This window comes from Bradyrhizobium diazoefficiens USDA 110 (assembly GCF_000011365.1).
Taxonomy (GTDB): Bacteria; Pseudomonadota; Alphaproteobacteria; order Rhizobiales; family Xanthobacteraceae; genus Bradyrhizobium; species Bradyrhizobium diazoefficiens.
In genome coordinates this window covers 2382237-2397967 of record NC_004463.1, presented here as the reverse complement: position 1 = coordinate 2397967, position 15731 = coordinate 2382237, and the positions used below count along the sequence as shown (strand labels likewise).

The 15731-nt window shown below is 66.1% G+C and carries 16 protein-coding genes; 11 read left to right on the top strand and 5 right to left on the bottom strand.

The features are described 5' to 3' along the window. Positions 1-3: 3 nt before the first annotated feature. Positions 4-156, top strand: a complete 153-nt coding sequence (locus BJA_RS42225) for a hypothetical protein (RefSeq protein ID WP_165448138.1) — start codon at positions 4-6, stop codon at positions 154-156. Between the two features lie 68 nt (positions 157-224). Here BJA_RS42225 and BJA_RS10825 read toward each other — a convergent pair whose 3' ends face one another. The 3 genes from BJA_RS10825 to BJA_RS10815 are packed head-to-tail and all read right to left on the bottom strand — an operon-like array spanning position 225 to position 4028. After that, complete coding sequence (locus tag BJA_RS10825; protein ID WP_011085007.1) at positions 225-2486, bottom strand: xanthine dehydrogenase family protein molybdopterin-binding subunit; 2262 nt, start codon at positions 2484-2486, stop codon at positions 225-227. Continuing rightward, positions 2479-3534: an FAD binding domain-containing protein gene (locus tag BJA_RS10820; protein ID WP_011085006.1), complete on the bottom strand. Its 1056-nt coding sequence runs from the start codon at positions 3532-3534 to the stop codon at positions 2479-2481. Before BJA_RS10820 ends, BJA_RS10825 begins: the two co-directional genes overlap by 8 nt. Continuing rightward, positions 3531-4028: a (2Fe-2S)-binding protein gene (locus BJA_RS10815; protein ID WP_011085005.1), complete on the bottom strand. Its 498-nt coding sequence runs from the start codon at positions 4026-4028 to the stop codon at positions 3531-3533. Before BJA_RS10815 ends, BJA_RS10820 begins: the two co-directional genes overlap by 4 nt. 240 nt (positions 4029-4268) lie before the next feature. Between BJA_RS10815 and BJA_RS10810 the strand changes: the two genes are divergently transcribed. Both BJA_RS10810 and BJA_RS10805 read left to right on the top strand, forming a co-directional pair. Next, positions 4269-4910 carry a TetR/AcrR family transcriptional regulator gene (locus BJA_RS10810; protein WP_171463838.1) on the top strand — a complete coding sequence of 214 codons (642 nt, stop codon included), beginning with the start codon at positions 4269-4271 and terminating at the stop codon, positions 4908-4910. Positions 4911-4976: 66 nt separating this feature from the next. Then, positions 4977-5384, top strand: a complete 408-nt coding sequence (locus BJA_RS10805; protein ID WP_011085003.1) for a DUF4864 domain-containing protein — start codon at positions 4977-4979, stop codon at positions 5382-5384. Here BJA_RS10805 and BJA_RS10800 read toward each other — a convergent pair. Then, positions 5381-6646 carry an MFS transporter gene (locus tag BJA_RS10800; RefSeq protein ID WP_011085002.1) on the bottom strand — a complete coding sequence of 422 codons (1266 nt, stop codon included), beginning with the start codon at positions 6644-6646 and terminating at the stop codon, positions 5381-5383. The two genes, BJA_RS10805 and BJA_RS10800, sit on opposite strands and share 4 nt — an antisense overlap. Before the next feature lie 151 nt (positions 6647-6797). Between BJA_RS10800 and BJA_RS10795 the strand changes: the two genes are divergently transcribed. The 8 genes from BJA_RS10795 to BJA_RS10760 all read left to right on the top strand — a co-directional run bounded on the left by BJA_RS10795 (position 6798) and on the right by BJA_RS10760 (position 14158). After that, entirely contained in the window at positions 6798-7241 is a 444-nt protein-coding gene (locus tag BJA_RS10795) for a hypothetical protein (RefSeq protein WP_038966505.1), read from the top strand. A gap of 77 nt (positions 7242-7318) precedes the next feature. After that, positions 7319-7603 carry a hypothetical protein gene (locus BJA_RS10790; RefSeq protein WP_011085000.1) on the top strand — a complete coding sequence of 95 codons (285 nt, stop codon included), beginning with the start codon at positions 7319-7321 and terminating at the stop codon, positions 7601-7603. Positions 7604-7612: 9 nt separating this feature from the next. Further along, the gene (locus tag BJA_RS10785; protein ID WP_011084999.1) at positions 7613-9037 is read left to right on the top strand and encodes a TolC family protein; all 1425 of its coding nucleotides are present in this window, start codon (positions 7613-7615) and stop codon (positions 9035-9037) included. A gap of 13 nt (positions 9038-9050) precedes the next feature. Continuing rightward, positions 9051-10388, top strand: a complete 1338-nt coding sequence (locus BJA_RS10780; protein WP_011084998.1) for a copper oxidase — start codon at positions 9051-9053, stop codon at positions 10386-10388. Positions 10389-10420: 32 nt separating this feature from the next. Next, complete coding sequence (locus BJA_RS10775) at positions 10421-10873, top strand: cupredoxin domain-containing protein (RefSeq protein ID WP_028175167.1); 453 nt, start codon at positions 10421-10423, stop codon at positions 10871-10873. Between the two features lie 16 nt (positions 10874-10889). Further along, positions 10890-11192 carry a copper-binding protein gene (locus tag BJA_RS10770; protein ID WP_028175166.1) on the top strand — a complete coding sequence of 101 codons (303 nt, stop codon included), beginning with the start codon at positions 10890-10892 and terminating at the stop codon, positions 11190-11192. 329 nt (positions 11193-11521) lie between these two features. After that, entirely contained in the window at positions 11522-13663 is a 2142-nt protein-coding gene (gene flhA / locus BJA_RS10765) for a flagellar biosynthesis protein FlhA (RefSeq protein WP_038966504.1), read from the top strand. Positions 13664-13957: 294 nt separating this feature from the next. Further along, the gene (locus BJA_RS10760) at positions 13958-14158 is read left to right on the top strand and encodes a hypothetical protein (RefSeq protein ID WP_011084994.1); all 201 of its coding nucleotides are present in this window, start codon (positions 13958-13960) and stop codon (positions 14156-14158) included. 307 nt (positions 14159-14465) lie between these two features. Here BJA_RS10760 and BJA_RS10755 read toward each other — a convergent pair whose 3' ends face one another. Then, complete coding sequence (locus tag BJA_RS10755; RefSeq protein WP_011084993.1) at positions 14466-15686, bottom strand: NAD(P)/FAD-dependent oxidoreductase; 1221 nt, start codon at positions 15684-15686, stop codon at positions 14466-14468. Positions 15687-15731: the final 45 nt, after the last annotated feature.

The window sequence follows — 15731 nt, the reverse complement described above, 5'->3', positions numbered from 1 at the left end:
CCGATGAAGATCACGCTCGCCAATGCAGAAGCCGCGCTCGACGAAGTTCGGCGCGATGCCGACAAGCTCCACTCGCGCGAGCTGCGCGAGGCCATCGCCGCATACATCGAGACGCAGAGAGAGGCGATCAAGGCCCTCCGGCGGAAGATGAACTGACGCTTCGACGCGGGGCGAGAGCCGCGCGGCGATTCTCCGCCCGGCTCTCGTTGACATCGCCGCAGCGCTCAAGACTGCGTCAGCAATTCCTCGATCCGGATCGGGAAGCGGCGCACGCGCACCCCGGTCGCGTGCCAGACGGCGTTGGCGACCGCGCCCGCACTGCCGGTGATGCCGATCTCGCCGACGCCCTTGATCCCGAGCGCATTCACATGCGGGTCGTGCTCCTCGACAGTAATGACGTCGAGCGGCGGCACGTCGGCATTCACGGGGATGTGGTACTCGCCGAGATTGGCATTCATGATCCGGCCGCTGCGGCGGTCGGTGATGGCCTCCTCGTGCAGCGCGAAGGACATCCCCCAGATCATGCCGCCGAACAGCTGGCTCTTCACGAGATGCGGATTGACGATGCGCCCCGCCGCGAAGGCGCCGACCATGCGCGTGACGCGGACCTGGCCGAGCTCGGGATCGACCTTCACCTCCGCGAACACCGCGCCATGGGCGTGCATGGCATACTCCTCCATCGCCGCAGGATTTGGCGCGCCGGTGCCACGCGCCTCGACCTCCGCGACACCGGCACGCGCGAGGATCTCGGCATAGCTCTCGCCGCGACTCTCGTCGTCACGCCGGAACAGCTTTCCGTCGCGCGCGACCACGCCGGCATTGCCGGCGCCGAACAGCGGCGAGCGCTCGTCGCCGGTGGCGAGAGCGGCGAGCTTAGCAATTACGGCCGCGCCGGCGCTGTGGATCGCAGCGCCCGCGGTCGCCGTGTGCGCCGAGCCGCCGGCGATGCCGGCGTCGGGTAGGTCGGACGTTCCGGCCTTGAACGTGACGCGATCGATATCGAGGCCGAGACCGTCGGCTGCGATCTGGGCGAGTGCCGTCCAGGCGCCCTGCCCCATGTCATGCGCGCCGATCTCCATTGCACCGGTGCCGTCGCGGCGGAGCGCGGCACGCGCTTCCGCCTGGAACATCAGCGCCGGGAAGGTCGCGGTGCCCATGCCCCAGCCGACCAGAAGACCGGCATCGTCGCGCATCTGCCGCGGCTGGAGCGAGCGCTTGGCCCAGCCGAAGCGCGCGGCGCCCTGCGCGTAGCAGGCACGCAGCGCCTTGGATGAGAACGGCTTTCCCGTGATCGGCTCGACCTCGGCGTAGTTCTTCAGACGGAAGGCGAGCGGATCGATGCCGCAGGCCCAGGCCATCTCGTCGATCGCACTCTCGAGCGCAATCGAACCGGTCGCCTCGCCCGGCGCGCGCATGAACAGCGGCGTACCGGTGTTGACGCGCACGGCATCGTGCGAGGTGCGGATCGCAGGCGCCGCATAGAGCGTGTGCGAGGCATCGGCGGCGGGCTCGTAGAAATCGTCGAACGTGCTCGACACGGTCCGCGCATGGTGATCGAGCGCGGTCAGGCGCCCCTCGCCGTCGGCGCCGATGCGCAGCCGCTGGCGGGTCGGTGCGCGATGGCCGACCGGGCCATACATCTGCTCACGGCGCAGCACGAGCTTCACCGGCCGGCCGACGAGCTTGGCAGCCATGATGCCGAGGGTCGGCGGGCCGGACATCAGCCCCTTGGAGCCGAAACCGCCACCGAGGAACGGACTGCGGATGTGGATCTTGTCAGGCGCAATGCCGAACAGCTCGGCGATGCGCCCGAGCGAGAGCATCAGGCCCTGGGTCGGCATGTCGACCGACAGATTGTCCCCGTCCCAGCTGGCCACGATCGCATGCGGCTCCATGGCATTGTGATATTGCGGCGGCGTCTCGTAGACCGCATCGATCTGCTTCTCGGCCGAGGCAAGGCCCGCCTCGACATCGCCGCGGTGGCTTTCCGTGGGATTGCCGACGCCGACGACGGGCGGCACGTAGCTCTCGCCGGCATCGAGGCCGACGAGCGCAGGCAGCGCCTCATAGCGCGGCGCCAGCAGCACCGCGCCTTCCGTTGCCGCTTCCAGCGTCTCGGCGATCACGACGGCGATCGGCTGGTTGGCGTAGCGGACCTCGTCGCTCTGCAGCACCTCCATCCGGAACACGAACGGGTTGGTCTTGATCTCGGGGTCGATCGCGAGTGGCGGCTTGTGGTCTGGTGTCATGACGTCGACGACGCCGGGATGGCGCTTGGCAGCAGAGACATCGAGCGAGACCACGCGGCCGCGCGCAATGCTCGAGACCGCCATCACCGCAAACAGCATCCCGGGCGGATGATTGTCGGCCGCATAAGTCGCCTGACCCTTGACCTTGAGGAGGCCGTCGCGCCGGGTCAGAGGCTGGCCGATGCTCGAGCCGTGGCGCAGATGGGCGGGAGCGCTGGTGAGATTGAGCTCAGGCATGGATGGCTCCGGAGGTCGAGGCAAAGGGAGAGGCCGGCAGCGCCGGCAGGCGCGCCGGCGTACCGGCGGCGGCGAGAGTCAACGCGCGCACGACGATGCGGCGGGCGAGCTCGATCTTGAAGGCGTTGTCGCCGGACGGCTTTGCGTCGGTGAGCGCACGCCAGGCGGCTTCCTGGAAGGCGTCGGCCGTGGGCGCGACACCCTTGAGCACGTCTTCCGCTGCGCGGGCACGCCAGGGCTTTGCGGCAACGCCGCCGAGCGCGAGCCGCGCCTCCCTGATCTTGCCGTTCTCGATCTGCAACGCAGCGGCGGCCGAGACGACGGCAAAGGCGTAAGATGTGCGCTCACGAACCTTGAGGTAGCGCGCATGCGCCGCAAAGCTGCGCGCCGCAGCCGGCAGGCGCACCGCGACAATCAGGTCGCCGGGTTCGAGCGCGGCCTCGCGCTGAGGCGTATCGCCGGGCAGGCGATGCAGTTCGTCCAGTGCGATCTCGCGACGGCCGCTCCTGCCCTCGATCTCGACGATGGCGTCAAGTGCGACCAGGGGCACGCAGAAGTCCGAGGGATGCGTGGCGATGCAGCTCTCGCTCCAGCCGAGCACGGCATGGGTGCGGTTCTCGCCGTCGCGGGCGTCGCAGCCACTGCCCGCCTCGCGCTTGTTGCAGCGGCTGGCGGTGTCGTAGAAATATGCGCAGCGCGTCCGTTGCAGCAGATTGCCGCCGACGGTCGCAGCGTTGCGCAGTTGCGCCGAAGCCCCGGAGAGTAGCGCTTCGGCGACGGCCGGATAGGCCTTTGCAAAATCCGGGTCATGCGCAAGATCGGCGTTGCTCACCAGCGCGCCGATACGCAGCGACCCGTCGGCGAGATGCTCGATTGCGTCGAGCCCTTCGAGATGCGTGACATCGACCAGGCGATCCGGACGACTCACGCCCCCCTTCATCAGATCGAGCAGATTGGTGCCGGCGGCGAGATAGGCAGCGCCCGGCTGGCCGGCGGCGGCAACGGCTTCAGTAACCGTGGCCGGCCTGACATAATCGAACGGCTTCATGCGGAGCGCCTCTGATTGGATTCGTCCATGCGTTCTTGCGCCTCGCGCACGGCATCGACGATGCCGGCATAGGCGCCGCAGCGGCAGAGATTGCCGCTCATGCATTCGCGGATGCGTTCGGGATCGTCGCCGGCCTGGGCCTCGCGCATCATGCCGATCGCGCTCATGATCTGGCCGGGCGTGCAAAAGCCGCACTGAAATCCGTCATGGGCAATGAAGGCGGCCTGCACGGGGTGAAGCTGGTCGCCGCGCGCGACGCCCTCGATAGTGAGGATGTCGGCGCCGTCATGGCTGACGGCGAGCGCGAGGCAGGAATTGATGCGTTTGCCGTCGACGAGAATGGTGCAGGCGCCGCACTGGCCGCGGTCGCATCCCTTCTTGGTTCCGGTCAGATGGAGGCGCTCACGCAGGAGATCGAGCAGCGTGACGCGCGGATCGTCGAGGACGAAGTCGCGCCGCGCACCGTTCACGGTGAGGCTGATGGAGTGGTTCATACAAGGCTCCGATCAGATATGGACATGAGTGATCGCGCGGCGCGCCACCGCCGTGGCCGCCGTCGATTCCAGCGTTGACCGGACGAAGCCGGGCAACATCCCAGCGAAGATACGGAGGCACCCTCCGCTTAACAAGGGCCGCCGAAAAATATTTGGAATTCGTCAAAAGCCCATGCGCAGACAACGCGATGCAGCTAGCCAAGGGTTCAATCTAACCAATTCGTGATCTACATTGCCGGCATGGACGACCACACCGACCAGACCCGAAAGCCCCGCGCCGATGCCGTGCGCAATCGCGAGCGCGTGCTCGAGGCGGCCAAGGCCGTGTTCAACGCGGGCGGTCCGGAGGCGAGCCTGGAGGCCGTGGCGAAACGCGCCGGCGTCGGCATCGGCACGCTCTACCGGCATTTCCCGACGCGCGAGGATCTGTTCGAGGCGGTATACCGGCGCGAAGTCGAGCAGCTCAGCGAGCTTGCCGAGCAGTTGAAGAATGCGAAGGACTCGGTCGACGCGCTGCGCCGCTGGCTACGTTCCGGGGTCGAATTCGTGGCCACGAAAAAAGGCATGTCGGCGGCGCTGGCGCTGACGTTCCAGAGCTCGTCGGAACTTGCGGCCTTCTCGATGGACCGGCTGACCAAGGCGATCGGCTCGCTGCTCGACCGCGCCGTCGCGGCCGGCGAGATGCGTGCCGATGTCAGCCCGGAAGACCTGCTCAGGGCTCTGATCGGCATGTGCTACATGCACGACCAGCCCGGCTGGCAATCCTCGGTGCTGCGCATGCTCGACGTGTTCGTCGACGGGCTGCGCGTGCAGCCCGGCGCGAAGGCCAAGGCGCGCTCCGCCGCCAAGCCCGCGACGCCGGCGCCCAAGCGGAAGCGATAGCGCGTCCCGCGTTCTGCAAAATCGTGCTAGGATCAAGGCCGCCGGGATATCAACGCGGAGCCTGTCGTGCGCGTCGCAGCCTTGCTTCTCCTTCTCGCTGTTGCTCTCAGCCCGTTCTGCGCACTGGCCGACGACATCGCCGCGGCACAAGGCATCATCCGCGCCCAGGAGCAGGCGTTCGTCCGCGACGATGCCACGGCCGCCTATTCCTATGCCGCACCGGCAATCAAGGAGATCTTTCCGGCGCCCGACATCTTCATGTCCATGGTGCAAAACGGCTACGCGCCGGTCTACCGCCACAAGAGTTTCGAGTTCGGCGACAGCAAGACCGAAGGCAACTGGATCGCCCAGCGCGTCCACATCGTCGACGCCAATGGCGAGGCCTGGGAGGCGCTCTACACGCTCGAGCAGCAGGCCGATGGCAGTTACAAGATCACCGGCTGCTCGCTGCTGAAGGCGGGACAGGCGGTTTAGGTCGCGAAACCCGGTCTTGCCTTGACCGAATTCATCCGCGAGCGGATCAGCAAGGTCAGGACGATGCCTATATTCAGCGCGTTCCAGGCCACGCCGTTTGCGAACGCCGCGGCATACGAGCCGGTGGCATCGAAGATGACGCCCGACACCCAGCCGCCAAACGACATGCCGAACACCGAGGCGAAGATCACGATGCCGACACGGGTCGCCGCCTCGCCAGCCGGCATCGCCTCGCGCACGATGATGGCGTAGCTCGGCACGATGCCGCCCTGAAACAGTCCGAACATCGCGGAGATCAGGTAGAGCGAGGCGAGGCTGTCGAAGAACAGGTAGAACACCAGCGCAAAGCCCTGCGCCAGCGACCCGACCAGCAGCGTGCGGACGCCGCCGATCTTGTCGGCAAGGAAGCCCGAGCCGATGCGGCTGACGATGCCGCAGGCCATCATCAAAGACAGCATCTCGGCGCCGCGCGCCACGCCATAACCGAGATCGCCGCAATAGGCGACGATATGCACCTGCGGCATCGCCATGGCGACGCAGCAGGAGATGCTGGCGATCGAGAGCAGCACCGTCAGCGTATTGGTCGAGAGCTTGAGATCGACCCGCGGCGGCGGTGCATTGGCATGATCGCGAACCTTGTTGCCGCCCATCTGCGCGCGTAGGACCAGCACCAGGATCGTCATCAAGCCCACGCAGACGAGACCGATGCCGATATGGGTCATGCGCCAGCCGATCGTCTGCAGGCCCCAATTCACCAGCGGCGGCCACATTGTGCCGGCGACGTAATTGCCGCTCGCGACGATGGTCACGGCCAGCCCGCGATAGCGCTCGAACCAGTGCGAAGCCTCCGCCATCAGCGGCGCGAAGGTCGCCGAGGTGCCGAGCCCGATCAGGAAATACGCCGCCACGAACTGCCAGAGTTGACCAGACAGGCCCGCGAGCACATTGGCGACGCCGAGGAAGGCGATGCTGATCGCCATCGCCGGCACGATGCCGAATCGGTCGGTGATCTTGCCGGCGATCACGCCGCCAAGCCCGAAGCCGAACATCATGAGGGTGAAGGCCAGCGACACCGCGCCGCGCGTCGCTGCGAATTCGGCCTGGACCGCGGGAATCATGACCACGATCGCCCACATGCCGACGCCTCCGATCGATCCGATCAGAAGCGCAATGACAAGCCGCACCCAGGCCTGACGGGAATCAGGGCTGAAGGAGTCTGATGTATGTCCTGGATGATTTGGGGCGTGCACGGGCCGGACCATGGCCCGCGGATCGGAACACGGTCAAGCTTCGTGGCGTGATATTGGGCATGCGCGGTGCACTGCGGTAAGAAGAAGCTTGGCGGATGCGCGTTTTGCCATTAGTTTGCAATCTGCGTGTGCAAGACTGCCGCGCGAGGAGCCTATCGGCGGAATGCTGTTGCGATTGACACGATCGATGCGGATCAGGGTGGGGCGGATCATCGCCCTCGCCTATCTGTTCTGCGTGCTCGCGCCGGCCGCAAGCCTTGCCTGGGGCAATGGTCCGGCGCCGTGCCTCGACGACGCGCTCCTCGCCGACGTCGTGCCGGTGCATCATCAGACGCCAGCCGGCCACATGCATGACGGCGCTTCGCATGACCACGCCGGACCGCATGCGCATCCCCAGACCGCGGCGCAGGACGCGCCTGCTCCGCATCATCATGACGGCAAGGGAACAGTCGGCCCGTGCTGCGCGATGATGTGCGTGAGTGCGCTGCCGGCCGATCTGCCCGTCGTCGCCAAGCCGCTTCAGCCCATCTCCGCCTGCGCGCCCGAGATCGTGGCCAGCCTGCGTAGCGAGGCGCCGCCCCTGCTCTACCGTCCCCCCATCGCCTGATCTGACACGATGACGTCAGGGCCAGCGCGCGTCTGCGCGCGCGGGCCTGCGGTCTCACGACAGTTCAGGGATGAATCATGCTTACCCTTTCCGGGGCGAAGTCCGGCGCCGCATCCGCGGTGCGTGGACGACTCTTTCTATTTGGCTGGCCGCTGCTGGCCGTGATTGCGTTCGCGCTGGCCGGCTGCATGCCGGCCACCACGCAAGTGGCCGACGCCGATCCTGCCGATCCCTCGGCAAAGGTCGCACGCGCCAGTTATCGGTCGACCGTCGCGCCCTATACCAGCCTGCGGCCTGCGACGCCGGCGCCGTGGCGCGACCGCAACGACGCCGTCGCGCCGCAGCCGAAGCAAGACCGCTAGGAACCCGCCATGACACAGCATTTTGCGCGGGGCCTGCTCATGCTCACCGCGTTCGGACTCTCCGGCTGCATGGCGTTCTCGCCGGACGGCGGCATGACGACGGTCTCGGACCTCGCCAGCCAGACCATCAACAAGGACGTCGCCTTCGTCCGATCGGCAGAAGGCGCCGAGGCTGTCAACGCGACCGTCCACCGGTTGCTGGCGCGCACGCTGACCGCCGAGACCGCCGTGCAGATCGCGCTGCTCAACAACAAGGGGCTGCAAGCCGCTTACAACGAGCTGGCGCTGGCCGAAACCGAGCTGGTGGAGCAAAGCCTGCCGCCCAATCCCGTGTTCTCGATCTCGCGGATATCGGGCAATGGCGCGAACGAGATCGAGCGCCAGGTGGTCGGTGACATCCTCGCGCTGGCGACCCTGCCGTTCCGCTCCGACATCGCGCGCGACCGCTTCCGCCAGGCCCAATTGCGCGCGGCACTGGCGACGTTGCGGCTCGCGGCCGACGTGCGCCGCGCCTATGTCCGCGCGGTCACCTGCAACGAGCTGGCGGTGCTGCTGACGGACGCGAAAGCGACGGCGGAATCGACGGCCCAACTCGCCGTCAAGCTCGGCGAAACCGGCTCGATCAACAAGCTCGACCAAGCCCGCGAACAGGTGTTCTACGCCGAGACCACCGCCGACCTCGCGACCGCACGGCAGGCCGCGACGAGCACGCGCGAAAGGCTCGCGCGCCTGATGGGACTATGGGACGACGGCCTCGATTTCCGTCTGCCCAACCAGTTGCCGCCATTGCCGCGCCGGCCACAAGCGCTGCCTTCGATCGAGGCCGACGCGGTCGCTCATCGCATCGACTTGCAGATCGCGCGGCTCGAGCTGACGGCGCTGGCCAAATCGCTCAATCTCACCGAGGCGACGCGCTTCGTGACGCTGCTCGATCTCGCCGGCATCTCGCGCCGCACCCAGGATCCGGAAGGGGCGCCGTTCCGCGAACGCGGTTTTGACGTGCAGTTCCAGATCCCGATCTTCGACGGCGGCGAGGTGCGCGTGCGGCAGGCGGCGGAGACCTACAATCTCGCCTTCAATCGCCTGACCGAGCGTGCCGTGAACGTTCGCTCCGAGGCGCGCGATGCCTACCGGACCTACCGGTCCACCTACGATATCGCCAGTCATTACCAGCGCGAGATCATCCCCCTGCGCAAAATCATCACCGAGGAGATGCAGCTCCGCTTCTCCAGCATGCAGGTCGACATTTTTGCGTTGCTCACCGAGGCGCGGCAGCGCCTGGCGTCGCTGCGCGGCGCCATCGATGCCAGGCAAAGATTCTTCCTCGCCCAGTCCGACTTGCAGACCGCCGTCAACGGCGGCGGTTCGCCTGCTTCCGGCGGCGACACGTCAACCACCATCGCCGCGGCAGCGTCTGCCGACGGCGACCACTGAGATGGAGGCCAGCATGTATTCCCGCCGAGGATTCTTGGGCACTGCCGCGCTTGCCAGCGCGTCGGCCATCAGCGGCCGCGTCCAGGCTGCGTCGATTCCGGAAGCGCCCACTATGGACAAGGTGGTGATGCAGCCGCCGCTGCATCCGATCAGCGGCCCGGACTATCGCCCCGTGGTCACGCTGAACGGCTGGTCGCTGCCGTTCCGCATGAACGGTGACTGGAAGGAATTCCACCTCGTCGCCGAACCCGTGGTGCGCGAGTTCGCCGAAGGCATGAAGGTGAACCTGTGGGGCTATAACGGCCAGTCGCCGGGCCCGACCATCGAGGCCGTCGAGGGCGACAAGGTCCGCATCTTCGTCACCAACAAATTGCCCGAATACACCACCGTTCACTGGCACGGCATGATCGTGCCGAGCGGCATGGACGGCGTCGGCGGGCTGAATCAGCCGCACATCGATCCGGGCAAGACCTTCGTCTACGAGTTCGAGATGAAGAAGAGCGGGACCTTCATGTACCACCCGCATTCCGACGAGATGGTGCAGATGGCTATGGGCATGATGGGCATGGTCGTCGTGCATCCGCGCGACCCGAATTTCCGGCCCGTCGACCGCGACTATGTCTTCGTGATGAGCACCTATCGCGTCGATCCCGGCAGCTACCTGCCGCGGGTCAACGAGATGACCGACTTCAACATGTGGACCTGGAATTCGCGGGTGTTTCCGGGGATCGATCCGCTGCCGGTGCGGCTCGGCGACAAGGTGCGCGTGCGCATCGGCAATCTCAGCATGACCAACCATCCGATCCATCTGCACGGCCACAGCTTCGCGGTGACCTGCACCGACGGCGGCTGGATTCCGGAGAGCGCGCAGATTCCCGAGACGACCACCGACGTCCCCGTCGGCGCTGTGCGGGTGTTCGACGTGCTCGCCGACAATCCCGGCGACTGGGCGTTCCACTGCCACAAGTCGCATCACACCATGAACGCAATGGGACACGAGGTGCGCACCCTCATTGGCGTGTCGCGCAAGGATCTTGCCAAGGCCGTCGGCAAGCTCGCACCAGACAGCATGGCGATGGGCTCGACCGGCATGGCGATGGGCAACATGGAGATGCCCGCGCCCGACAACACGCTGCCGATGATGACCGGCACCGGCCAGTTCGGCCCGATCGAGATGGGCGGCATGTTCACGGTGATGAAGATCCGCGAGGACCTCGCGCGCGACGATTACCGCGATCCCGGCCCGTACAAATTCCCGCAAGGCACCGTCGCCTACGAAGTGACGCCGCCGGCCGCGGAACCGGCGCGGCAGCAAGGCGGCACGCCGCCGATGAAGAACATGAAGATGTGAGCGTTTCGATGAACCACCAACTGGAGAACAAGATGAAGACGATCAAACTCGCCCTCGCGCTGGCTGCGCTTTCGATCGCGCCGGCCATTGCTCATGACCAGCACGGTCATGAGACCTTTTCGGCCGGCGAGCCCGGCGATCCCAAGAAGCCGGCACGTACCGTCGAGATCGCGATGAGCGAGATGTCCTACGAGCCGTCGAACATCACGGTCGAACGCGGCGAACAGATCCGCTTCGTGCTGCGCAATAGCGGCAAGGAAGACCACGAATTCCTGCTCGCCACCACCAAGGAGAACCTCGAGCACGCCGAGGTGATGAAGAAACATCCGCACATGGAGCACGACGACCCGAACGGGGTCCGGCTCGCCCCGAGCAAGACCGCCGAGATCCTCTGGAAGTTCAGCAAGGCCGGCACGTTCGAATTTTCCTGCCTGATCCCGGACCATCGCGACTACGGCATGGTCGGCCACGTCACCGTCAAGTGAAGCAATGGAGAGAGCCATGAAATCGATCACCCGCATCGCCGCCGCGCTCGCGCTGACGCTCGGCCTGACCTTCGGTGCCGCCGCGGCGCCAGGCGCCTCGATCAGCGGCGAGGTCAAGAAGATCGACGAGAGCGCCGGCAAGATCACGCTCAAGCACGGGCCGGCCAAGAGCCTCGGCATGGATGAACCCATGACCATGGTCTACCGCGTCAAGGACCCGGCTTTGCTCAAGCAGGTGAAGGTCGGCGACAAGGTCACCTTCGAAGCCGAGGAGGCGGCTTCGGGCTACACGGTGACGAAGATGGAGAAGGCGAAGTAGCTTTGCCACCTACCCCGTCATTCCGGGACGGTCCGCAGGACCAGACCCGGAATCTCGAGATTCCGGGTTCGGTGCTTCGCACCGCCCCGGAATGACGACCCGGAAGGCCGAAACACCCCGGTCTGACCTCCTGCCGCCCCCTCGTTAACCCTTTGCTAACCATACACCCGGCAAGAATTGCCGGGTGAAGTCGAGTGTCGTCAGCCGCGTAAAACGGGAGGTCCCCCGTGGACGCCAGTGCGGTGCCTCACTTTCGGAACGGCGGCCCTTCGGCCGCCGCGCAGACGTTTGGGGCGCGCGGCCGGCAGTCGCGCGGGGAGGCAGCTACCATGGTCGACGTCACCGCGGGACAGGGCGTAGGGAGCACAAACGCCGGCGTCCCCACCCTCACCGAGATCGTCAACATCCTCAAGCGCGGCGACATCGCGCTGGCGCTCGGCATCCTCACCATCCTGGTGGTCTTGATCCTGCCGCTGCCCGCGATCGTGCTGGACCTGTTCCTGGCGATCTCGATCACGCTCTCGATCCTGATCCTGATGACGTCGCTGTTCATCCAGGCGCCGCTGGAATTCTCCGCCTTCCCGACCATCCTGCTGATCTCGACCATGCTGCGGCTGTCGCTCAACATGGCCTCGACCCGCCTGATCCTGTCGCACGGGCACGAGGGCACGGATGCCGCCGGTCACGTCATCGAAGCCTTCGGCAGCTTCGTGATGGGCGGCAATTTCGTCATCGGCATCATCGTCTTCGCCATCCTGATCATCGTCAACTTCGTCGTCATCACCAAGGGTTCGGGCCGCATCGCCGAAGTCGCCGCGCGCTTCCACCTCGACGCCATGCCCGGCAAGCAGATGGCGATCGACGCCGATCTCTCCGCCGGCCTGATCGACGAGAAGGTCGCCAAGGAGCGCCGCAAGGCGCTGGAGGACGAGAGCGGCTTCTTCGGCGCCATGGACGGTGCCTCGAAATTCGTCCGCGGCGACGCCATCGCCGGCCTTCTGATCGTCTTCATCAACGTCGTCGGCGGCATGATCATCGGCGTGGCGCAGCAGGGCCTGTCCTTCGCCGACGCCGGGCGCAGCTACACGCTGCTGACCGTCGGTGACGGCCTCGTCACCCAGGTGCCGGCGCTGATCGTCTCGACCGCGGCCGGCCTGCTGGTCTCCAAGGCCGGCGTCTCCGGCGCCGCCGACAAGGCCCTGATGAAGCAGTTCTCCGGCTATCCGCAGGCGCTCGCGATGTCCTCGGCCGTCATGCTGGTGCTGGCGGCGCTGCCGGGCATTCCGACCATTCCCTTCCTCGCGCTCGGCGCCGGCGCCGGTGCGCTGGCCTGGACCGCGCGCAACCGCAACCGCGCAACCGCCAAGGCTGACGAAATTGCCAAGGCCGCGCCCGCGGCCGGCATGCCCGGTGCGCCGGGCACCGCTGCGACCGAAGAGCCGATCTCCGCAGCGCTGAAGATCGACGACCTCAAGATCGAGCTCGGCTATGCGCTGCTGCCGCTGGTCAACGGCCCCGACGGCACCGACCGCCTCACCGAGCAGATCAAGGCGCTGCGCCGCTCGCTCGCGATCGAGATGGGCTTTGTGATGCCGGCGGTGCGTATCCTCGACAACGTCCAGCTCGAAGCCAACACCTACATCATCAAGATCAAGGAGGTCGACGCCGGCACCGGCAAGATCTGGCCGAACCAGTTCATGGTCATGGACCCCGGCGGCAGCCAGGTTCAGGTGCCCGGCATCCACACCACCGAGCCGACCTTCGGCCTGCCCGCGACCTGGGTCGATGCCAGCCTCAAGGAAGAGGCTTCGCTCAAGGGCTACACCGTGGTCGACGCCGCGACCGTGCTCTCGACCCACCTCACCGAGCTGCTCAAGGCCAACATGTCGGACCTGCTCTCCTATGGCGAGGTGCAGAAGCTGCTCAAGGAGCTGCCGAAGGAGCAGAGCGAGCTGGTCAAGGACATCGTCCCCGGACAGGTCACGGTCTCCGGAATCCAGCGCGTGCTGCAACTGCTGCTCGCCGAGCGCATCTCGATCCGCGATCTCTCCACCATCCTCGAGGGCATCGCCGACTCGCTCGCCTTCTCGCGCAATCCCGCCACCATGGTCGAGCACGTCCGTGCCCGCCTGGCGCGGCAGATCTGCGCGCAGAACACCTCCTACAACGGCTATCTGCCGCTGATCGCGCTGTCGGCGCGCTGGGAGCAGGCCTTCGCCGAATCCATCATCGGCCAGGGCGAAGAGCGCAGCCTCGCGATGCAGCCCTCGAAACTGTCGGAGTTCATGACCGCCGTACGCGAGGCCTTCGAGCGCGCCGCGCGCGAAGGCGAGGCGCCGGTGCTGGTCACCTCTGCGGCAATTCGTCCCTTCGTCCGCTCTCTCGTCGAGCGGTTCCGCGCTCAGACGACCGTGCTGTCGCAGGCTGAAATCCACCCCAGGGCGAGGTTGAAAACGGTCGGAAGCATCTGATTTGCCTTAAGAAGCCGTGTGTTTTTCGGCCACAGGCAAATGGTTTTTGAGTTCCTGGCGCCTTGTCGACCAGATGCGGAAAAGGCGCCTGACAAGCACATTACGACATTGAAATAATTACGAAATTACACGATTAAGGATCGTTTTTGATCGCGATCTTTCACGTCCTGTCACGCTCTTGTGATCGCCCCTTGGGAACGAATCCCCCCAATACTAGGTTGTTGGGCACCGGAAGCATGAACCTGCCCGAACAGGGTAGCGACTACTTCGGGTAGATGGCGGCAGGAGCCTTCCATGAACCACTCGATTTACAGCGCAGATCGCTCGACCCACCTGAAGATCGTGGTCGTAGCCCTCGTCGCAGGGATCGCGGTGGCAGGCTTCGGCATCACGGCACGCACGGGTTCGGACGAAGGTCTGACCCAGACGGCCCGCGTCATCAAGGCCGGCAAGCCGGTTGTTATCACCAGTTCGAACGCATCCCTCGTTCGCTAAGGAGATCTGACGAGTTTTTTTGAATTCACGCGGCTCTTTACCAGCCCCCCAAAGTCGCCACGTGGATATGTAGACGACCCCAACCCCAAGTCGACTACAGAAAGCGCCCGCCCCCCACGGGCGCTTTCTCACGTCTGGGGTGATGTTTTTCACTGCGGATGTCACGCGGGATGCCGCCAAGACCACCGCTGTCATTCCCCGCGAAGGCGGGGAATCCAGTACGCCGCGGCTTCTCCGTATCCCCCTGCAGTCTCTGGAATACTGGATCGTCCGCCTTCGCGGACGATGACACCGGATATGTGGGACACTACCGCGCCCCATATGTCGGCGGCGGCGTCTGCACGGTTGGAGCTGCGGCAGCGAACAGCTCGTCCTTGCTCCCGTTGAGCGGCGGATAGATGCGCTTGCGGTTGATGGTCTGCTTCGTCGCCTTCGCGGCCGCGCCGGTGGTGCGGACCTCGCGATCCCACCCCTCCGTATAGAGCGCGCCCCAACTGCCAAGATCGAGCACGGTGACGTACCAGTCGATCCGCAGCGGCAGCATCGGCAGGCCCAGGAGATCGGCCACGACATTGTGGCCGGCGAAGCGGCCCATGGGGCGGGCGAACTGGCAGGACATCACGGTGGGATGCAGTCCGTCGACCACGCTGGAGGCGACGTCGCCGGCCGCGAACACGCAAGGCAGATCGGCAACCCGCATGAACGGATCGACCAGAAGGCGCCCGAGGCGATCGCGCGCGCCTGGAAGGCTCGCGGCCAGCCGGCTCGCACGTAGCCCGGCGCACCAGATCACCGTCTGGGCCGGGATGAACTCGCCCGAGCTCAACTGAACGCCGGCCGCCTCGACCGATGCGACACGCGCGCCAAGGCGTGTCTCGATGTCGAGCGCCGACAACGCCGTCTCGATGACGGGACGCGCGTGCGCGCCGATGGTAGCGCCGACCGTCGGATTCGGATCGACCAGGATGATGCAGCGGCTGCCGGTGATCCCGGCACGCGCCAGCCGGTCCGGCATCTCGGCCGCGACCTCGATGCCGGTAAAGCCGGCGCCGACCACCACGACCGTCGAACGCCCCGGCGACGGCACGCTGCGCCCGAGCGAGACGAGATGATCCTCGAGGCGCAGGGCCGCAATGTAGGTGTCGACGTCGAAGGCGTGGTCGGCAAGGCCCGGAATGTCGGGACGCGTCACCTCGCTGCCGACCGCGAGCACAAGCCGGTCGTAGCCCAAGGTCTCCTCGCCGTCGCTCGTGACCAGCGAGATCTCGCGCCGTGCCGGATCGATGGCTTCGACCTCGCCGAGGCCGTGAGTGACGCCGATCGGATCGAGCAATTGCCCAAGCGGAAGCGCGACCTCGCTGAGGTCCACCTCGTAATTGCGCACCCGGATGTTGTGATAGGGATTGCGGTCGACGACACGGATCTCGATGTCGCGGCCGGCAGCGCCGATCTCGTCGCGCTTGCGCGCAGCTCCGATGGCCGCCCACAGGCCTGCAAACCCGGCGCCGAGCACGACAATACGCGTCATGTCCGCCTACTGCGTTATCCCGAAGAATCGAGCGGTCTGCCCCGC